Below are 20,567 nucleotides of genomic sequence, written 5' to 3'. Positions count from 1 at the left end.
AAATACAATTACATTCATAACCTAACATGTACTTACAAGCACTCGAATTCACGTAAATACCTGCGTAATATATTACATACTTACATACTAAAATATCAAAACAACAATCCAAAAAAATTATTAACTCATCAACCAACCAACCAACTACACAACCAACCAACCAACCAACCAACCAACCAACCAACCAACCAACCAACCAACCAACCAACCAACCAACCAACCAACCAACCAACCAACCAACCAACCAACCAACCAACCAATTAGCCTAAGTGCAATCTTAAAAGATTCCAACTACAAACTTTCCCAATTCAGCACCAACCAAGTTGCCAAACTTGAATCTCAAATCAGCGAAAAAGTTGTCAAAGGCAAAACCAACTATTATTTGACTTGCCGTATCCGTAATAAAGAAATCAAATTAACACCCGAAGAAGTTGTCCGCCAACTGTATCTAATGATTTTGATGGATGACTATGGCTACCCTGCCGAACGCATTCAGTTGGAGTACGGTGTTACTTTTGGTCGGGACGACAGTAAACGGGCAGATATTGTTGTATTTGACAAAGATAATCCGAATGCTGCCTATATCATCGTTGAACTCAAAAAGCCTAAACTTAAAGACGGTAAAGAACAGCTCAAATCCTATTGCAACGCCACAGGCGCACCAATCGGTGTATGGACGAACGGCGATTCCATTTCTTTTTATCACCGCAAAGACCCAAATTATTTTGAAGATATTCCCGCATTGCCAAGAGTATCGGAAAAACTGTCTGACGTATTGAATGAAAAATACACCATCGATGATTTAATCCGAAAAGATAAGCTCGTCAATGAACGCAAATCATTGAAAGATTTGATTTTAGAAATGGAAGACGAAGTCTTGGCAAATGCCGGCGTGGATGTATTTGAAGAACTCTTCAAGCTGATCTTTACCAAGCTCTATGACGAAATGGAAAGCGGACGGAACAAAAAACGCTACTTGGCATTCCGCAACAGCGGCGATACTGAAATCGAATTGAAAAACAAAATCCAAGGTCTGTTTGAAAAAGCTCGTGAAAAATGGGAAGGCGTATTTTCCGAAGACAGCAAAATCCAGCTTACCCCTTCGCATTTGTCCGTCTGCGTTTCTTCACTGCAAGACGTGAAGCTGTTCAACTCCAATTTGGATGTGGTGGATGAAGCTTTCGAATACCTGATTAACAAATCCAGCAAAGGCGAAAAAGGACAATATTTCACGCCGCGCTATGTGATTGATATGTGCGTAAAAATGCTCAATCCGACTGCTGATGAAACCATTATTGATACAGCAGCCGGCAGTTGCGGCTTTCCCGTCCACACAATCTTCCACGTTTGGGAACAGATTTTAAAAGCGCAAGGCTTGGAAAAAAGCCATTTGTTTACGAGCGAAGAAAAGCCTGCCGAATGCACCGATTACGTTACCAAGAAAGTTTTTGCTATCGATTTTGATGAAAGAGCAGTGCGTGTTGCCCGCACACTGAACTTGATTGCAGGCGACGGGCAAACCAACGTCTTGCATTTAAACACGCTGGATTGGGAACGCTGGGATGAAAAAACCAAAGACGAAAACTGGCTCGATACTTACGGCAACGGTTGGAAAGGTTTGCGCAAACTCAGAAAGCAAAAAGACAGCAACCGCGATTTCAGTTTCGACATCCTGATGGCGAATCCGCCGTTTGCAGGCGACATCAAAGAAAGCCGTATTTTGGCGAAATACGAACTGGGGAAAAAGCCCAACGGCAAAGCCCAAACCAAAGTTGGGCGCGACATTCTCTTTATCGAACGCAACCTGGATTTCTTAAAAGACGGCGGACGCATGGCAATCGTGTTGCCACAAGGGCGTTTCAACAACAGTTCCGACAAAGCCATCCGAGAATTTATTGCAAAACGTTGCCGCATCCTTGCTGTGGTTGGTTTACATGGGAACGTATTTAAACCACATACCGGCACCAAAACCAGCGTTTTATTCGTGCAAAAATGGCATGACACCCTTTGTCCGAAAGTGGAAGACTACCCGATTTTCTTTGCCACCATGCAAGAGCCGAGTAAAGACAACAGTGGCGACAAAATTTTTGTCCGCAACGAAGACGGCACGCCTGTACTCGACAGTCACGGGCATTTGATCGTCAAACACGACTTATTCAACCACGACGGCAAAACAGGAGACGGTATTGCCGAAGCCTTTTTGGAATTTGCCAAAAAAGAGAAACTGTCTTTTGTGGGAAAGCCCTAAGCCCCTTTGATGCCGCGAAATACCAGCGGTTGTTGGAGGGGCAGGAGGTGAGAGTATTACAATATTCAAGTCTAAAAAATGAAATAGATAAAACTTTCCGATTGGATGCTGAACATTATAGAAAAAAATATCAAATCTCTATTTCAAAATTATCAAATTTAACAACTCAAAGATTAGGTAGCTTATTGAGTATTCCTGTTTGCACGGGACATACGCCATCAATGCAGAACGATAGCTTTTATGGTGGTAGTGTAAAATTTATTAAGACTGACAATGTAAGAGAAAATAAAATTACTGATTTTTTCACTGATTATCTTTCTGATAAAGGAGCGAGCGAGTTAAAAAAGAGTAATCTTATATCAGGAGATGTTATTACGACTATAATTGGTGCAACTTACGATATAGTTGGCAGAACAGCTATGGTTACAGATGAGTTGCTTCCTGCAAATATTAATCAGAATATCGCCCTTATAAGATGTAATAGCAATAAAATAAATCCTTATTTTTTGAATTGCTATTTAAATACATATATAGGTAGATCAATGCTTCACTGTCATTCAAGACAAACAGAACAAGTTAATCTTAACTGTCGTGAAGTAGAGCGAGTGCTAGTTCCTATATTTAACAATGAATTCCAGAAATTTATTGAAGAATTATATAAAAAATCAGAAAAGATAATATTAGATTCTAAAATTGCTTACCAATCCGCCCAAGATCTGCTTCTAGACTATTTAGGCTTAAAAGACTTCAATCCGCCAGCGCAAAAGGTCAATATCAAATCCTTTGTCGACAGTTTTGGCACATCGGGCAGACTGGATGCGGAATTTTATCAGGAAAAGTATGATGTTCTTATCCAAAAGATGAAAAGCCAAGAATATGATGAATTGCAAAATTTGGTCAGTATTAAAAAATCTATCGAACCGGGTTCTTCAGCTTATGATGAACAAGGTTTGCCGTTTATACGGGTTTCGGATTACGACAAATTCCAAATCTCATCACCAGCAAAGTACCTGTCAGACGCTTACTGTCAGGAATATTGTGAAACCTTGAAAAACCTACAGCCTAAGAAAGGGACGATTTTATTTTCCAAAGACGGTACAGTCGGCATTGCCCATCTCTTGAGTGAAGACTTAAGCGGTATTACTTCGAGGGCAATTTTGCATTTGAAAGTTAAAGATAAAAGGGTATTGCCCGAATATTTGACTTTAGTTTTAAATTCTTTGGCTGTGCAATGGCAGGCAGAGCGTGATGTGGGTGGATCGATAATCCAACATTGGCGGATAGAAGAAATTAAAGAAGTCGTTATTCCCATCATTTCTATGGAAATCCAAACCCAAATCGCCGATTTAATCCGACAATCCGACCGCTTGCGCCAAGAATCCCAAGCTCTGTTGGAAGAAGCCAAGCGTAAGGTGGAACAAGCGATTGAGGGGTAAGTTTTAGTTCATTGCCAAGTAAAAGGTCGTCTGAAAAATCTTCAGACGACCTTTTGTCTGCCTAAACGTTTCGTAATATATTTGTTATGATTAGACGCATAATTTCTAAAACACTATTAGGCATAATCTAACGATGGACAATTCATTCTACGGGCAGCTCAACGTTTTCCAAACCATCGCGCAAGAAGGCAGTATTTCGGCGGCAGCGCGCAAATTGGAAATCGCCGTACCTTCGGCGAGCCAAGCATTAAAGTTATTGGAGCAGAAAATCGGCGTGCCGCTGTTTCACCGTACCACGCGCAATATCCAGCTCACCGATGCCGGCAGGCAGCTTTTGGAACGTACCGAACAAGCCATGGCAACGCTACATCAGGCTTTTGAGGAAGTGCGGAATTTTGGCGAGCAGGTGAGCGGCACGGTGCGGATTACCATGGCACGGGTAATGTATCAGCTTGTTTTGCGCCCGCATTTGGCGGAATTTCACCAACGCTATCCGCAAATTCAACTGGAAATTTCGCTGAATGACGGGCTTTCGCACCTGATTGAGGATGGTATCGATTTGGGTATCCGCTTCGGCAACCGTTTGGATGAAGGTATGGTTGCCCGAAAGCTGCTGAACGGCACGCAGGAAGGGCTGTACGCCAGCCAAAGCTACGCCGCGCAACACGGCACGCCGAAAACGCCCAAGGATTTGCCCGCCCACAAACTCATTGGCTACCGTTTTATCTCGTCCAACAAAATCGAGCCGCTGGTGATTGCGCAAAACGGGCAGGAAACCGCCGTGGAAATGGATACGCCACTTATCTGCAACGACCCTGAAATCTTATTGGATGCCACCCGCCAAGGCTTGGGTATTGGACGGGCGTTTACCCACAATATGCAGCAACAGCCCGACCGCACGGATTTTGTGCCCGTGCTGCAAAAGTATTGGCGGCAGTATCCGCCGTTGTATCTTTATTATCTGCAACACAGCCAGCGGACGAAAAAGGTGCAGGCGGTGATTGAGTTTTTGCTGGAGAAAACGGCGCAATACCGTTGAAGTTGGGCAGACTGAAAACGGACGAAGCGGGAAGCGGCAAAGCCAAATTTCAAAAGCAGCCTGCACTTTGTTGATGGAAGTGCAGACTGCTTTTTATTTTTCAGGTAGCCTTTTCAGACGGCCTCCACCCGCAGCGCATCCACAATCAACTTAAACACATTCGAATGCCTGCGGCGGCCGGGGTAATAGAGGTAAAGCGGATCGTAAGTGATGGCGTATTCAGGCAACAGTTCGACCAGTTCCCCCGAATGGATTGCATCCGCCACACTCATATGTGCCACCCACGCAATGCCGAGGTCGTCTGAAACGGCTTGCAGGCGCAGATGGTTATTGATGGAAAACTGCGATTTGGGCGTGAACGTAATCAGCTCTTTTTTGTCTTTGAATTCCCATTGCATTTCTGCGCCGTGTGCGGCGGAGAGCTTCGCGCCAATCAGGCGGTGCTGCTGCAAATCGTCAATATTTTTCGGCGAACCGTGTTGCGCCAGATAATCGGGCGAGGCAACCAGCGCCATTTTGAGCGGCTCAGAAATCGGCACGGCAATCATCTCTTTCGCCACATCGTTGCCCAGCCGCACGCCCATATCAAACCCTTTTTTCACAATGTCCGCCCAGCAGTTGTCCACCACGATTTCCAAACGGATTTCCGGGTATTGGTTCAAAATCGGCATTAATTTCGGGTACAACACCGCTTCCGCCGCTACCGCAGGGGCATTGATGCGGATTAAGCCTGACGGCGTGTCCAAAAAATCGCCTAGCGCATCGACTTCATGGTTAATCGCTTGATAAAGCGGAAAAAGTTGCTCAAAAAACTGCTGCCAGGCTTCGGTCAGCGACACATTGCGCGTGGTGCGGTTGAGCAGGCGCAGGTTCAGCCGTGTTTCCAAATTTTTCATGCTGTGGCTCAACGCCGAAGACGAAATCCCCAAAAGCTGCCCCGCTTTCACAAAACTCTGTGTTTGCGCCAGCGTCAAAAAATAATTCAGCTCGTTAAAATTCTGCATTTTCCCGCCCTGTTTTTGGTTGATTAGTGAATTTAATTCACTGCATCATAAAACCAAACCCGATTTATCTCAATAAAAACACGGACTAAAATGACTGCTCTTTCATGAGAACAAACAGGAGACAACATCATGCAAAACATCAAATTAAACAATGGCGTACAAATTCCCGCACTCGGTTTCGGCGTATTCCAGATTCCACCCGCAGAAACCGAACAAGCCGTGATTGCGGCTATTAAAGCAGGCTACCGCCATATCGACACTGCGCAGGCTTATATGAATGAAACCGAAGTCGGTTTGGGAATAAAAAACAGCGGCGTGGCGCGCGAGGAATTGTTCGTTACCACCAAAATTTGGGTGGAAAATTTCGGCTACGAAGCCGCCAAAGCGTCGCTGGACCGTTCATTGGGCCGTCTGAATTTGGATTACATCGATATGGTACTGATTCACCAGCCTTACGGCGACAGCTACGGCACATGGCGCGCGTTGGAAGAATACCAGGCGGTGGGCAAAATCCGCGCCATCGGCGTGAGCAATTTTTCGCCCGTGCGCGCGGTGGATTTGGGGCTATTCAATAAGGTCATGCCGCAAGCCAATCAGATTGAAATCAATCCGTTCCAACAAAAAACCGAAACCGTTGCCGCTTTGCAGGCCGAAGGCATCGCCGTGGAAGCGTGGGCGCCGTTTGCCGAAGGTAAAAACGATATTTTCCACAACCCCGTGTTAAGCAAAATCGGCGCAAAATACGGCAAATCCGTGGCGCAGGTGATTACCCGCTGGCTGATTGAGCGCGGCATTATCGTGCTGGCGAAATCCACCAAACCCGAACGCATGGCGGAAAACTTGAACGTATTTGATTTTGCCCTCGGCGATGAAGATAAAGCCGAAATTGCCAAGCTGGACGGTACGTTCGCCGCCATCGTCAATCACGACACGGTGGATAATTTGAAACGTATCGCCGCGTGGAAAACGGGGCAGTAGATATTCAGAAAAAGTTGCCTACAAGCCAACACAAATTAGCTGAAGAATCAAAGCAGCCTGCACTTTGTCTTCCAAATGTGCAGGCTGCTTTCTATTTTTCAGGTAGCCTTCCAAACGCCCTCTCAGGCTACCTGAAACCTCAAATCACCCCCCGTTCTGCTTCCCTTCCAGCATCTCCCACCGCTCCAATTTTTCCAGCAGCAGCATTTCGATTTCCTCCGCGCGCGTTTGCAGGCTGTCGGCTTTTTCGTAGTCTTTGAAGATTCCCCGGGCGGAAAGCTGCGCATTCAAATCGGCCTGTTTGGCTTCCAGCGCGGCGATTATATTTCGGCAGACAACCCGCACTGGGCATCACAACGGTGGATTGAGCGCATCCATATGGCGCAAGCCTTCGCCGACTGTGTCAACCGCCATGGCGGCGATGCCAGCGTCGTGCGGTTTCATGACATAGACATACACAGTAATAGCCACTTTGCCTTAGTCATTTGCCTGTAGGCCGCCAATAAAACGGCGTAGTTCGGAGCGGACAGATGGATGCCAGAGAATTGCTCCGAATCCATGCCAGCGATAGCCTCTGCACCTTGGTGCACCCGTCAGAGGGTACTGCCGTTTGCGGTCATCTTACCGCTTAGTATGTGCCAGTATCGAAAGCTATAGACTGCTTCCGTCCAGCCATCCGGACAAGACAGCGACAACTAACCTGTAACGATGATCATTGTATTATTGAAAATGGTTATTATTTCTGTTATTGTTTGCACGTTGTATCGCTCAGATATCCCTGTAAATTATAGGGGATTTAATCTTTCTTCCATTTCTCATCCCTCTATCTCTTCCCTTATATGACAACCCAATCTTTTTGCCCCAAGCTATTGGTCGTGCTGCTGACCGGTGCCTTTGCCCACATGCAGGCCGCCGCCGACACCCCCGCCGCCAACGGCAGGGAGCCTGCCTCCGCCGAACTGGAAACCATCGAAATCAAAGGCCGACGACCCGATCAGCGCGGCGCCGACGACGTATACCGCAAAAACGTCTCCAACGCCTATATCGGCAAGGAATACCTCGAACGTTATCGGATCAATGCCGCCGGCGACGTGCTCAAAGGCCTCAACGGCGTGTATAACATGAACACCCGTACCGCCGGCGGCGCGATTACGCCCAATATACGCGGCATCACCGGCAAGGGCCGCATCCCGGTTACCATTGACGGCACCGAGCAGACTATCGACGTATGGATGAACAACTACGGCGTGGGCGACCGCAACTATCTTGATCCCGCCCTGTTCCGCAGCATCGCGGTGGAAAAAAGCCCCGCCCTCACGCGCGGCGTGAAATCGGGCGTCGGCGGCGCGGTCACCATCCGCACCATCGAAGCCGACGACATCGTGCCGGAAGGGCAGAAATTCGGCTTCCAGCTGAAAACCGAGTTTGCCAACAACAGCCGCCGCCCAGCCAACAACCTCAACCAATGGCTGGGCTGGGAAGACTACCGTACCCTGCCGCTCGGTGCCACCGCCGACGGCGCGGGCGGCGGTTTCGACCCGCTCACCGGCCAGCAAAGCCCGCAGGCGTTGGTGGTAGACAACTTTACCCCGCCCGCACACAAAAGTGGCCGCGACAATTGGCGCTTCGGCGGCGACCGCAGTTATATGGCCGCCGCCGCCTTCAAAACCGAACTTTCAGACGGCCTGGCCGCCTACAGCTACCGCAACAAAGGCAACTACTTCGCCGGGCGCAAAGGTGCGGAAGGCTACCTGAATAACCCGGTGTACGACCTGCAAAAATGCTACGACGAAGGCGGCAGCGACTTCAACTGCAAAAACTCCGCCACCTTCGTACCCAATATGGCCAAGGTCTACCACCCCGGGGTGGAAGTGCTCAACAGCAACACCGAAACCAAAACCCTGCTGTTGAAAAACAACTGGCACCTGCCCGGCAGCCACAACCTCGGCTGGCAGTATATGCGCACCGACGTGCGCTTCGGCGAAATCAACCCCTTCCACACCACCTATGTGATGAATATGGAAGAGCATAATCCCAGCAGCCGCCCCAAAGAACTGTCGCCGCAGATGCAGAGCATCGATTCCACCATCCGCACCGACACCTACAAACTCGGCTGGGCCTGGAAGCCGGAAGGCAGCCGCTGGATCGACCTGCAGGCCAACCTGTGGCGCATCAAAACCAACAGCACCCGCCACCAGAGCGGCGGCATGGATTTATCTTCCGCCTACCCCGATCCCTTCTACGACGCTTGGTATTGGTGTACCCAACGCGGCCGGATACCGCCCGAGCACGTCGACAACTACAGCAGCTGCAACGACCTGATGAATGATTTCGGCGTCAACGGCCTGACCAAAGAACAGGTGTTGGCCATGACCCCGAACGACAACGGCCGATTCCGCGTGCTTTCCGGCGCCGAGCAGAAAACCCGCGTCAGCCGCACCGGTTTCGATATCAGCAACCGCTTCCGCCTCAGCGACCGCCTGAGCATGACCTTGGCCGCCGATTATCAGAAAGAGAAACTGGCGGAGGAAGTGGAAATCGTCAATTCGCAAGACCTGTTCAACCTGGCCGGCATGGCCACCGGCATGACCAAGCTGGCCGGCCCGCGCGGCGGCGAGCGGCGCGAATGGGGCACCAATTTGGTGTTCGACTGGCAGGCCACCGACCGTCTGAAAATCTCCGCCGGCCTCCGCTACCACAACTTCCGGGGCTTCGATACCGCCTTGGCGGAAGGGCGTGCCCGCCGTGATCCGAACTACCGTGCTGGCGGCAGTAGCGGCTATACCACTTATGTTGCCGGTGTCTATCTGCCATATTTTGAACTGGTGGGTGATCAGGAGCGGCGCGACTGGGAGGCGGTGGCGCAACAGTTGGAAGCCGCACGAGGTAATCCAGCTGCTTGGGCAGCGGCACAGCAGGCCGAACAGGCACACGGTGCCAAATATAATCTGCCGAGATGGCATGCCAATCAAGGCGGAGGATATCGAACCGATGGCTACCAATATATTGATAACCAAGGCGTAAGGCACAGTGCTAATCCCCAGACACCGCTCTATCGGGTGCGACCGGTATTTGTGCCATATGTGAACGGCAAATTGGACAGCCGTGTACTGGATCAGTATTACCCTAATTACGCTCAAATGATGAGTGAGAAAATTACCAATCCGCAAGGTTTGCAGGGTAATTATTACCGCTATTGGCAGAAAAGTGCCCTTACTGATGAAAGATGTATCAGGGAAACCGGAGAAGGATGTCCGTTAAGCAAAGGACAACGGCTGTCTTACCTGCCGGAAGGGCAGGATCAATTGGCTCATGATACCGGTACGGAAGCCAGGGTTATTATCAAACCCTATACCGAAGAGCAATACTGGGCACAGCCTAAACCGATCCGTGCCCATGCCTGGGCGCCGACCATCGCCGTCAGCTACGACCTGACCGACAACAGCCGCCTGTTCGTACGCTATGCGCAGATGACCCGCTTCCCCAGCGTGTATGAGGTGGGTAGTTTTTATAACGACGTGGCCTATGTCGGTATGCCGAAGGCCCCAAATTTCCGCTTCAAACCGGAACGCAGCCGCAGCTGGGAAATCGGCTACAGCTTCAATTTTGCCCCGTATTGGAGCCGGCTGCGTGCCGGCGATATGCGCCTGACCTACTACCGCAACCGTATCCAAAATGTGATCGAAACCACAGATTATTTCCGCACCGTGCAGTACGACCGCAAGGACACCGCCGGGCTGGAATGGCAGAGCCGCATCGACACCGGCCGCTTCTTTGCCGCGCTCGGTGCCACCTACCGCCTGAAACAGCAGATGTGTGATCGTGATACCACTGCCGATCTCGACCCGTTCCACCAATTCGGGTTGCCGGAATGTATTGAGGGAGGCTACGGCAGCACGCGCGGCTATCAGGCCTTGCAACCGAAATATTCGGTCAATCTGGATGCCGGGGTGCGTCTGTTGGGCGAGAAGTTGGAGCTCGGCCTGCGCGGCATCTACCACAGCCGAGTCAATACCAAGCAATATGATCGATTATTGGAGCAAGGCTGGGGTAGTGTATTTAATACCACTGGCAAGCCCCACCATTGGCGCCCTTCCCTGACTTGGGACGTGTATGGCCGTTACCAGCTGCACAAAAACCTCAATGTCAACCTCGGCATCACCAACCTGACCAACCGCTACTATCTCGACCCGATGTCCAATGTTGCCGCCCCAGGGCCGGGTCGGACGGTTACCTTTGGGCTGACTGCCAAGTTCTAGTCGCAGGGCGGAGTGGGGTTTTCAGGTAGCCTGCAGGTATGGCGGGAAGGCTACTTGAAAACGGATTGAGCATAACAACAAACAATTGAACACACCGGACACACAAGCCCAACCGGCCCCGCTTATCCGAGGCAATGGTTTTTACCGTTTTTTCCGCCGGTTCGGCGGTAATAAAACGGTGGCTTTTGTTTAACTCTTAATTAAGGAAACGATTATGTTTATACGTAATAAAACCCTGTTGGCCGTCTTGCTGTGCGGCATTTTTGGTGTGGCTGCAGCTGCTCCAGAAGGAGGTGCTTCAAATAACGGGAAAACCGTCCGTACCGGATCGTCCGATGCAAAACCCTTTGGTGCCGGTAAGGCCGGTTTATCATTCAGTATCAATAACGGTGGAAGTTGGTCGAAATCCATCAATCTGGATGATGGTCCGGTCAAATATATCCGTGCGAAATATCAGGCACCGATTAACGGCAACGATCCCTATGCCAATGTTGATGGTACGCGCAATCCGCAGTATCTGCGCTTGGGTGATGTGAAACCGGTTATCGGCTGGTTCTACAACCCGACGCTGGGTCAGGTGTGGTATGAAAACCGCCACAACAACACCGAAGTGTACAGTGTGCGCCAGATAGCCAACCCGGCAATCCCCGCCGCACCCAAGTTCGGCGGCCTGGTAATCGCCAAAGTGCCGGGTATGAGTGAAGGCAACAATGTGTTCTTCGGCGAATGGGCGCCGCGCGCCGGCAACCCGCCGCAAAACAGCACCGACCTGAATATGGCGGATGGTAAACGCACCGTTTGGTATGTGGGCGACAATCCGACCCAAAATATGCCGAATTTGGTTAATGCACAATACAATGTGTTGGGTGTGAACAAACACACACCGGGTCAGAACGACTTCTACACAGGCGTGCTGACTGCCAACTATGGCACGGGTTCCGGCTCGCTAACAGGCACCCTGTCCCGCCCCGGCGACAATATCAATTTTGCCGGTACCAACATTCGGAGCAACGGTACGTTTGACAACGGCAAGGCTAACGAACACATCAGCGGCCGCTTCTACGGCAGCGGTGCGGAGGCTCTGGCCGGTATTGTGGATCGGGATGGCCAAGCCGGAGTAGATAGGGATATTGCCTTCGGCGGTAAGCGCATTCCGAAACCGTAATCTTTATTGCGATCCGTCATAGCAGATAGGAAAGGGCGGTCTGAAGCACTTCGGACCGCCTATCGCTAATCGAATAAACAATCAATCAAACCAATGTTCAAACCGTTTTCAGGTAGCCTCTTCCGGAAAAGGCTACCTGAAACAAAATGCCGAAAGCCCAAGCCCATGAATAAGCCGCTCTGCCTCGCCCTGTGCCTGCTGCTGCCCGCCGTTGCCCGCGCCGACGACCCGGCCGAAGAACGCCGCCGCCTGCTCGACGAGGGCAACCGCCAAACCCGGCAATACCGCGAAAGCGGCTGGCTTGGCGGGCAGGGTGCCGATGTGGAAAACGACGGCGGCTACATCAAGATAGGCGGACAGGTTTATGCCGTCGGCGATAGCGCCGAAGAGCTGGAAAGCGCCCTGTATTACGCCGTTAACCAGCAGCAATGGCACAAGGCCGAACAATTTGCTGCCCGCTATGCTATGCTGCCGCAGCACAAACCGGCGCTGCTCGACTTGGCTGCCGGCCTGCAGGCGCGCGCCCGGGGCGATTACCGCCTGGCTGCCGTACGGCTCAAACGTGCCGCCGCTGCCGAACCCGGTAACGCCCGCATCAGCCTCGAACTCGCCCGCGTTTATACCGAAGACAACCAAAACCGCGAAGCCGCCGCCGAGTTCCACCGTGCCGTAGACATTGGGCTGCCCGAAGAAACCCGCGTCTTAGTCGGGCAATATCAGAACGAATTGGCCAAACGCCGCGCCTGGCACGGCCAAATCAGCATCGGCTACGGCCACAACGACAACATCAACCAGGCCGACGGCGGCCGGCAGTGCGTATGGCAAATCGCCGGCATGTGCCTGCTCGAACGCCTGCTGCCCGAACCTGTCGGTTCAGCCATGTGGCAATACAGCGCCACCGCCTTGCGCACCATCCCGCTCGCCGGCCACCACGGCCTCCACCTGCGCGGCTTGGCCTACGGCACACGCTACCGGCGCGAAGATCCCCAACAGTCAATCGCGCCCGACTACAGCTACCACACCACCGCCCTGTATGCCGGCTACGATTATGCCGACATCCGCAACCACTTCGCCCTGCTGCCTTATTTCGAACACGACTTCCGCAACCGGCACACCCATTACCGTGCCTGGGGCATCGATGCCGAATGGACGCATACCCTTTCCCCGCGCTGGCGGACCAGCCTGCGCGGCGGTGCCAAACGCCATCATTACAGCGGGCAAAACCGCCGCTATTTCGATGACTACAGCCAATACGAAGCCGGCCTCGGCGCCGAATGGGCCGCCGGATCAAACTGGGGGCTGTTTGCCAATCTGGACGCCGTCCGCAAGGCTTATGCCGAAGAAGCCGCTTCCAGCCGCGAATACGCCGTCCGCCTCGGGTTCTACAAAATGTTCGGCCAAACCGCCTATGCCAACCTGTTGCTGATGCACCGCCGCAGCCGCTATGATGCGGCCAGCTTCATCAGCAACGGCGAGCGGCGCCAAGACAAACAATACACCGCCGTTGCCGCGCTGGGCTTCCCACGCTGGCAGTGGCACGGCATTTACCCCGAGCTGCGCTTCAAGCACACCGTAAACCGCAGCAATGCTGACTACTACCGCTATCGGCAAAACGAAGTGCTCGTGAACCTGCGTTATCGGTTTTAATTGTTTAATGGTTTTTTAATCGAAAAAAATCCATCATTGGTGAAACCCAGTGAAATAAATATAAGGGGTCTGTGAGATAAATGGGATTAAGTTGGATGAGGATGGATGAAGGGGGATGGGAAATTTGTAACAACGTTGCACTGGGTGCAACAAAACGGAGCGGGCGGATTTGCCCGCTTTTTATTTTCGGACACCCCGTGCCAAAGCATCGAGGGCGACATCCAGCAGGCGGGATTCGACGCCGGCCTGAAGTGTACCGCCTTTGCTCATCGGCAGGTAGGGGCGTGCCGGGATTTTGACCTGTTTGACCCTGCGGAATCCGTCGCCGACTTTGAACACCAGATAGGGTTTGTTTTTGGCTTTGATGGTGCCGCCGAACTGGTGGATGGCGGCGTAGGGTTTGTTGGTGCCGATGCGGGCGAAGTTGCTGCCGGAGGCGGTGTGGATGCTGGCGGCCAGCTGCCCGCTCTTTTGCAGGATTTTGCCGCCGCGCGTATTGGCCGGCCATTTTTTCCCGCCCCAGCTTTCGGATTCGAAGTTGTCTTCGGTGATGCTGAGCAGTTCGGCGGCAATGGCTCGCATCATCGGGCGCGGGTGACGGGCGTTGCGCAGCAGCTGCCCGAGGCCGCGTTGCAGGTCGCTGTCGTCCAGGCTAATTTCCAGCATCATTATCCTCTCAACAGTTGAAGCACCCAAGCCAGCTGGGCGGCATTGAGTGATGGAAACAAAACGTGTAGACGGCGGCGCGTCGGTTAATTGGAAAAATATTTTAGCAGCAAACAGCAAACTATTTTTTTATTTCCCCGTTCGGTGCAGAGTATCAAACTAATCTACGCCGGCTTGCACGAGAAAAGTTTCCTGAGATGACATTCTCGACACTAGATCGCTCTGAGTGATCTGCATTATGAAATCAAAACAGGCATATCCTTCAGGAGATGCCTGTTTTACTAGTATCAGTCTCTCAGATATGCTTCTGATGAAGCAAGAAACTTTTTGAATTCACACACGAACATTGCCGCTTTCAAGTTTTCGTTTAAGCAGATCTGAGTGAGTACGATTTGACGGACAAAGCTTGAATGCTGCATCAACCTGATCATAGCCAAGCTGTCAGGCATAAACCTTTTTTCCAACCAGTTTTTGACTGTTCGCTCTGATACACCTGTCCAATGTGCAAGGTTTTTGACATTGACATGATTTTTCTGCAATTCTTTGTATAAAGCGCTTGAGAGTAACTCTTTCCACATATCTTCATTGATATTCTTCAAGGGAAGTTTTTTTCCATTTGAGTGCAACATTTTTCCTAACTGTTCCTTTATATTTTGTTAATCAATAAATTACCTACCATTTGTTATGGATCCAAAGGAACAGTTATCAAAACAGCAAAAAGCGGTTCTGTATATCCGTATGTCCACGGATCATCAGAAATATTCGCCTGATAACCAGAAAGCTTTTTTGCTGGAATATGCCAATAAGAATGGACTGACCGTTGTTGGTGAATTTATTGACGAAGGCATCAGCGGAGTCGTGACGCAAAAACGGTATCAGTTCTTGAACTTAATTGATTTGGTCAGAAGCGGCAAAGCAGATTTCGGTCATATTTTGGTTTATGACGCGAGTCGCTGGGGACGCTTTATTGACCCGCAAGAATCTAGTTATTACCAATACCTCTGTCAGCAGCAAAACATCATTCTGCACAAATGTGCGGAACCGATTCCAGTGGCAACAGAAGAGTTGGATCCGGTAGTAACAGGTATCATAGATGTATTCCAGCAAACTTCCGCCGGTCTCTTTAGCAAGGGACTATCAAAGAAGGTTTTTCTCGGGCAAGAAAACTTGATCAGGCTCGGTTTTCGACAAGGTGGCTCTGCAGGGTACGGATTGCGCCGTTTGTTGGTAGACGAGAATAGGCAGCCAAAATTTGAGCTTAAGGCCGGGGAACATAAGAGTATCCAAACCGACAGGGTAATTCTGGTTCCCGGCCCGGAACATGAACAGGCCGTTATCCGGAAAATTTACGAGGACTTCATTTACCAAAAAATGAGCGAACAGGCGATAGCTGATGATTTAAACAGACAGCACATTTTGACCGACCGTGGCACCTCTTGGACTAGAGGTGTTGTGCATCAAATCCTGATTAACGAAAAATACATCGGCAATAATGTCTGGAACAAAAGCAGCTATTCGCCCTTCAAGCCACATAAAGGCAAGAATGCCGCCGAACAATGGGTACGGGCTAATTCAGTCTTTCAACCCATTGTTTCCACCGTACTGTTCAATGCCGCCCAAAGCATTATCCACCAAAGAAGCCGGCATTGGAGCAATGAAGAAATGCTGGATAAATTAAAGGAGCTACTCAGAATTAACGGCAAGCTGTCTGGTTTGATCATTGATGAAGCCGCAGATTGCCCTTCCAGCAGTATGTTCCGTAGCCGCTTCGGAAGCCTACTTAAGAGCTATCAGGAAGTAGGTTATACACCCAGCCGAGACTATCGCTATCTGAAAATCAATCGTGCCTTGAGACGGACTCATGCAGATCTGGTTGTGCAGACGATTGCAGAAATTGAGCGGCTGGGGGGAGCGGTATCCCGCATTCCGGGAAACGATTTACTCCATATTAATCAGGAGTTTTTTGTTTCTCTAGTGCTGGCACGCTGTCGGATAACCGATGCTGGTACCAAACGCTGGTTTATACGTTTTGACAGTAGCCTTGCTCCTGATTTGACCATAGCTGTGCGGCTGGATGAAACGGCGGAGAAAATAGTAGATTACTATCTACTTCCTTCCGAAAAAACCCATTGTGCCAAAGTGAGATTGACGGAACAAAATCCGATTGACTGGGATTGTTATCGCCATAAAGATTTGAGTCGTTTTTTTGCCATGAGTAAACGGGTATTGATTAAGGAGGCAATTTTATGAGGATGGTGATTCAAACACTACCGATCAATCGAATCAAGGTCCTGAATCCACGCAGTAGGAACCCCAAAGTGTTTAACCAATTGGTCGCCAGCATCGCGGCAGTCGGTCTAAAGCGTCCGATTACCGTTACCAAATCGGAAATATTGGATGGAGAACAATGGTATGGCCTATTATGCGGCGAAGGAAGATTGACCGCCTGCCAAGAGCTAGGTGAAGAGTACATACCGTGTCACATTGTGGAGGTTAGTGGTGACGAAGGCTTTTTAATCAGTCTGGCTGAAAATATTGCTAGACGTAAGCACACCAATTTGGAAATACTGTCTGCCATTCGGGTGTTGTATGAACGTGGATATTCCGAAAAAGATATTTCACGAAAAATCGGCCTTCATCAAGCATACATACGGGGAATTTTACATTTGTTGCGAGAAGGAGAGGTACGCCTGATTGCAGGCGTAGAAAAAGGCTATTTGCCGATCGACGTTGCTGTCGATATTTCCCGTGCAAAAGAAAAAGAAGTTCAAACGGCTTTATCCGATCTCTACCAACAGCAGAAGCTAAAGCGCGGAGATATTGCCAAAATCAGGAGACTGATCCAACAGAGAAAGCGTGATGGTAAAACTTACCACTTCACTCCGAGGCGTAATACACCTATCAATAAGGAGAAGCTACTTCAAATGTATGAGAATGAGATTAAGCGAAGACAGTTGATGGCAACACAGGCTGAATTTTGCCAACAACAGCTGCTGATCATTCTTTCTGGGTTAAATCGTTTGTTTGAGGATAATCATTTCAAAACACTGCTTCGGGCAGAGAGAATCGTAGATATGCCTGAGAACCTCAGTAAATGCCTGAGCCATTATAGGGAATAATCAATCATCAAGACGGCTGCCACAGATAAATACATACTGCATAAATAGAATTCATCTTTTGGCAGCCGTTATATTTCCGCAATTTCCAAAGGCGTTCCGCAAACGCTATTTCAGCGGCTTGAGAATTTTACCGCGCCGGATATAGATTTTAGTCATCTGCTCAGAGGCGTGGCCAAGTTGGTCGGAAGCGCTGCGGGTGTCGGCGGACAGGTAAATGTCCGTGGCGGCTTTGGCGCGCAAATCTCGGAATTGGAAGTCGGCCAACTCTTCGGCCAGTTCCGGTCGCTGCTGCATGACGGTTTTTCTCAACTCTAAAAATTTCCTGCTTAGGGCGGCGCGGGCCAACGGTTTCCCGTGGCTGTTGAGGAATAGGTAGCCGTTGTCCGGACGGATGCGGTCGATGATTTCTTTGAGCTTGCCGCTGATTTCAAAGCGCAGTTTGGCGCCTGTTTTCTGCTGGCTGATATGCAGGATGCCTTCGTGGATGTGGCTGCTGTGAATGCCGACTATATCAACAGGGCGCTGGCCGGTGATGTAGGCGATGTCCATTAAATCGCGCATCTGCTGGCCGGCAGCCTGATAGACGGCCTGATACAGGTAATCCTCAATATAAACCTCACGGCGCTTCTTGCTGTGCTTCTTGACGTTGCGGCAGGGGTTTTCTTTGCTTGTCCAACCCTGCTCTCTGGCATAGTTAAAGATGGCGCTGAGATAACCGATTTCGTTGTTGGCGCCGCCGGGGGTGTCTTTGCGCCAGTCGAGATAACGGCGGACGTGTGCCGGCTCGATTTCATCCAACGGCGCCGGGTTGTCCCCGCCGAAAAACTTAGACAGCTTGCGCACGGCATTGTTGGCGCCGGAAATGGTGTTGCGGCTGCGGTGGCTGATGATATTCTGCAGGTAGCGTTCGGCTGCAACAGGGAAGGTAACGCGGGCGGTCTTGGGCAGTTTGGCTGCTTCGAGTTTGCTCCACTCTTGGACGGCGGCAATGTAGTCTGTGCCAAGCGGGATTTCTTTGCGCCGCCCGTCTTCCCGCCCGTCGTAGTAGTAATAGACGGTGGTCTTGCCGTTTTTTCGGGTGCGTCTGCGCGCCAGCATTCTATCTGGCAGGTTGCTGTTGGCGCTTCGTTTCCTGCCCATGATTATTCCCTCCTAGACTGCCGGCTGCCACCTGGGCTTGTCCGGCTTATGTTTTTGCGGTTTGCCTTCCAGCACGCTGCGGCTGACAACAGGGTAGCCTGCGGCATTGGTAAAAAACGGAATGCCGTTTTTGCGCAGGGTTTCGGCCTGTTTTTTCGGTTGTTTGCGGCTGGTCAGTTCGATGATTTCTTCACGGGTTAAAAAGGTATTGGTCATGTTTCCCCTTTCAAATAATAATCTTGATGATGGACTGTTCGCCGTCCACTTCTTCCAGCCCGTCTAATTCGCGCAAGCCTTGCATGGCTACCTCGTACAATATCTGGCTGAGGTTCTCACGGGTTACGCCTTCGCTCGTTATCCTTGCTTCCCGTATCTCGTATTCAGGCTTGTCCACCAGCTTCAGCCAAATCTCGAAGCGATACTTTCTAGGCTTGTCAAAGATGCGCTTACGCTTCGCAGGGTCGGCAAAGTCGCCGAACATCTCCGCCGTTTCCTGAAACTCGCGGTAGGTATCTGCACCAATCAAAGGAAAGGTGCAGTACCCGCGATAGGGTTTAGACGGTTTCCGCTTTCGGTTTCGGCTCACGTCTCAATCTCCCAAAATTAAAACCGCCCGAAGGCGGCCTAGTTAATCAATATCCCCACGACAGATTGCGTTCAATACATCGGCGTGAGCTTGTGCGGCTTCACGGGTAAGATGTACACGTTTGCTTTCAAGTCTCATTTGGTCTTGCCCATTACCCATCCAGCTACTTTCAGCCGCTTCAAAGCAGGTATTCCCAATTTTAACGTAGAAGTAATTTACCCCGATTACGAGCTCGTTTATGAGCGGCTTAGGAAACTCATGCCGCCCAACGCGGATTACTTGTGGCTTGCGGCGGTATCGAACATTCGAATTCCAATCGGGGTTATCCCCCAACTGCCGCCAATTCCTTACTAACCTCCCACTGCTATCATATTTAGTAGAATCGCTAACCTCCCACCGCTCCCACGGTCTATCAGTCTCTGCCGCATCTTGTGCGTATTGCAGCATCAAGGCTGCGTGTTTATGTGCTGTCATTTTCAGACCCCTTGTTCAATACTTTCAATTTCTACGGGAACATTCATCAATGTTGCCATTTCAATAGCCGAAACCACATCGTTTTGTTCCAATTTAGACAAATACGAATCCCCTTCAACATTAACGTGTCGCAGGGTTGCAATTACATCATTACGACTTACTTGTATGCGAACATAAGTTCCTGCGTATTTGCTGAAATCAACAGCGATTGTCCCAAAATGAAATAGTGCCATTTTTACACGGCCTCCGTATGAGCCATCAATACGCAGAGAAGATGGTTATAATCCCCGCTGGTACATTCATTTAAAACCTTTTTGATTTCTTCGCGTTCCCAACCTTGGCGGCAGGCATTCTTTTGAAATTCGCCCATCAACGCAAAAGCGTCGCCGTCCAATCCGACAAGATTCATTGATACCCGCATCGGCTGGCTGAATAAGTTTTCCATGATTCAATCTCCAAAATTAAAGCCGCATTACGCGGCGGGGTTTGTGGTGGGCGGGGCGGGGAACGGTTGCCAATGCGTGATTTCGTCAGTACGGCATACTCCTAACCACATCCCTCTTTCTACGCTGTAATAGGCAGTAACGATTTGCATGTAGAAAGAACTGAAGGTTAAATATCTTTTGCTGCTTTCAGGCAGCCTATCCTTTACACTTATCCATTCTGGTCGAGCTGCTTTGGCTTGCCAGCCTTCCCACTTGTACTGTGTACCTAGGCGGCTGTATTCGTCGCCCACCCACTCCGTTTGAGGATTGGTTGGATAGAGCTCAGCCATCCACGCCTCAAATGCTTTGCGCTCTTGTTCG

At 50.3% G+C, this 20,567-nt stretch carries 19 protein-coding genes and 1 pseudogene; 9 read left to right on the top strand and 11 right to left on the bottom strand.

Annotation, left to right across the window (positions count from 1 at the left end):
• Positions 1-256 (bottom strand): hypothetical protein (locus A7P95_RS12225; protein ID WP_245636586.1); only part of this gene is annotated, 256 nt, incomplete at its 3' end.
• 126 nt (positions 257-382) lie between these two features.
• Between A7P95_RS12225 and A7P95_RS06850 the strand changes: the two genes are divergently transcribed.
• The 3 genes from A7P95_RS06850 (at position 383) to A7P95_RS06840 (ending at position 4,723) form a co-directional block, all read left to right on the top strand.
• The gene (locus A7P95_RS06850; protein WP_218916363.1) at positions 383-2,248 is read left to right on the top strand and encodes a type I restriction-modification system subunit M; all 1,866 of its coding nucleotides are present in this window, start codon (positions 383-385) and stop codon (positions 2,246-2,248) included.
• A gap of 47 nt (positions 2,249-2,295) precedes the next feature.
• On the top strand, positions 2,296-3,684 hold the full coding sequence (locus A7P95_RS12030) for a restriction endonuclease subunit S (protein ID WP_218916362.1): 1,389 nt from the start codon (positions 2,296-2,298) through the stop codon (positions 3,682-3,684).
• 133 nt (positions 3,685-3,817) lie between these two features.
• Entirely contained in the window at positions 3,818-4,723 is a 906-nt protein-coding gene (locus A7P95_RS06840) for a LysR family transcriptional regulator (RefSeq protein WP_067593090.1), read from the top strand.
• A gap of 113 nt (positions 4,724-4,836) precedes the next feature.
• On the opposite strand, the gene A7P95_RS06835 is transcribed toward A7P95_RS06840, so the two are convergent.
• A complete protein-coding gene (locus A7P95_RS06835; protein ID WP_067593087.1) occupies positions 4,837-5,727 on the bottom strand; it encodes a LysR family transcriptional regulator in 891 nt (296 codons plus the stop codon).
• A gap of 129 nt (positions 5,728-5,856) precedes the next feature.
• On the opposite strand from A7P95_RS06835, the gene A7P95_RS06830 reads away from it, so the two are divergent.
• Positions 5,857-6,705 (top strand): aldo/keto reductase, encoded by an 849-nt coding sequence (locus A7P95_RS06830; RefSeq protein ID WP_067593084.1) that lies wholly within the window; start codon positions 5,857-5,859, stop codon positions 6,703-6,705.
• A gap of 144 nt (positions 6,706-6,849) precedes the next feature.
• Here the strand turns inward: A7P95_RS06830 and A7P95_RS06825 are convergent.
• Positions 6,850-7,026, bottom strand: a pseudogene (locus tag A7P95_RS06825) (ABC transporter C-terminal domain-containing protein); the annotation flags it as partial.
• A 518-nt stretch (positions 7,027-7,544) separates the two neighbouring features.
• Between A7P95_RS06825 and A7P95_RS06820 the strand changes: the two are divergent.
• The 3 genes from A7P95_RS06820 to A7P95_RS06810 all read left to right on the top strand — a co-directional run bounded on the left by A7P95_RS06820 (position 7,545) and on the right by A7P95_RS06810 (position 13,776).
• Entirely contained in the window at positions 7,545-10,964 is a 3,420-nt protein-coding gene (locus A7P95_RS06820; RefSeq protein WP_067593078.1) for a TonB-dependent receptor domain-containing protein, read from the top strand.
• A gap of 214 nt (positions 10,965-11,178) precedes the next feature.
• Positions 11,179-12,129, top strand: coding sequence for a Slam-dependent surface lipoprotein (locus A7P95_RS06815; protein ID WP_067593075.1), 951 nt, complete (start codon positions 11,179-11,181; stop codon positions 12,127-12,129).
• Positions 12,130-12,294: 165 nt separating this feature from the next.
• A complete protein-coding gene (locus tag A7P95_RS06810; protein ID WP_067593072.1) occupies positions 12,295-13,776 on the top strand; it encodes a surface lipoprotein assembly modifier in 1,482 nt (493 codons plus the stop codon).
• Between the two features lie 180 nt (positions 13,777-13,956).
• Here A7P95_RS06810 and A7P95_RS06805 read toward each other — a convergent pair whose 3' ends face one another.
• Both A7P95_RS06805 and A7P95_RS06800 read right to left on the bottom strand, forming a co-directional pair.
• Positions 13,957-14,442, bottom strand: a complete 486-nt coding sequence (locus tag A7P95_RS06805; RefSeq protein ID WP_067593069.1) for a phage virion morphogenesis protein — start codon at positions 14,440-14,442, stop codon at positions 13,957-13,959.
• A 287-nt stretch (positions 14,443-14,729) separates the two neighbouring features.
• Positions 14,730-15,041, bottom strand: coding sequence for a helix-turn-helix domain-containing protein (locus A7P95_RS06800; protein ID WP_245636585.1), 312 nt, complete (start codon positions 15,039-15,041; stop codon positions 14,730-14,732).
• A gap of 85 nt (positions 15,042-15,126) precedes the next feature.
• Between A7P95_RS06800 and A7P95_RS06795 the strand changes: the two genes are divergently transcribed.
• Positions 15,127-16,692 (top strand): recombinase family protein, encoded by a 1,566-nt coding sequence (locus A7P95_RS06795; protein ID WP_067593063.1) that lies wholly within the window; start codon positions 15,127-15,129, stop codon positions 16,690-16,692.
• Positions 16,689-17,561 carry a plasmid partitioning protein RepB C-terminal domain-containing protein gene (locus A7P95_RS06790; RefSeq protein WP_082890759.1) on the top strand — a complete coding sequence of 291 codons (873 nt, stop codon included), beginning with the start codon at positions 16,689-16,691 and terminating at the stop codon, positions 17,559-17,561. The genes A7P95_RS06795 and A7P95_RS06790 overlap by 4 nt, the downstream gene beginning before the upstream one ends.
• Before the next feature lie 105 nt (positions 17,562-17,666).
• On the opposite strand, the gene A7P95_RS06785 is transcribed toward A7P95_RS06790, so the two are convergent.
• The 6 genes from A7P95_RS06785 to A7P95_RS06760 form a co-directional block, all read right to left on the bottom strand.
• The gene (locus tag A7P95_RS06785) at positions 17,667-18,701 is read right to left on the bottom strand and encodes a tyrosine-type recombinase/integrase (protein ID WP_067593060.1); all 1,035 of its coding nucleotides are present in this window, start codon (positions 18,699-18,701) and stop codon (positions 17,667-17,669) included.
• Positions 18,702-18,713: 12 nt separating this feature from the next.
• Positions 18,714-18,917, bottom strand: a complete 204-nt coding sequence (locus tag A7P95_RS06780; protein WP_064084432.1) for a DUF4224 domain-containing protein — start codon at positions 18,915-18,917, stop codon at positions 18,714-18,716.
• Between the two features lie 10 nt (positions 18,918-18,927).
• Positions 18,928-19,182 carry a hypothetical protein gene (locus tag A7P95_RS06775; protein ID WP_067593057.1) on the bottom strand — a complete coding sequence of 85 codons (255 nt, stop codon included), beginning with the start codon at positions 19,180-19,182 and terminating at the stop codon, positions 18,928-18,930.
• 581 nt (positions 19,183-19,763) lie between these two features.
• Entirely contained in the window at positions 19,764-19,994 is a 231-nt protein-coding gene (locus A7P95_RS11665) for a hypothetical protein (RefSeq protein WP_156503534.1), read from the bottom strand.
• A 2-nt stretch (positions 19,995-19,996) separates the two neighbouring features.
• Positions 19,997-20,206, bottom strand: coding sequence for a hypothetical protein (locus tag A7P95_RS06765; RefSeq protein WP_067593052.1), 210 nt, complete (start codon positions 20,204-20,206; stop codon positions 19,997-19,999).
• Between the two features lie 27 nt (positions 20,207-20,233).
• Positions 20,234-20,567 (bottom strand): phiTE_015 family protein (locus A7P95_RS06760; protein ID WP_156503533.1); only part of this gene is annotated, 334 nt, incomplete at its 5' end.

This window comes from Eikenella longinqua, from assembly GCF_001648355.1.
GTDB classification, from domain to species: Bacteria; Pseudomonadota; Gammaproteobacteria; order Burkholderiales; family Neisseriaceae; genus Eikenella; species Eikenella longinqua.
The sequence above is the reverse complement of the archived record's forward strand: the minus strand, read 5'-3'. Positions and strand labels throughout refer to the sequence as shown.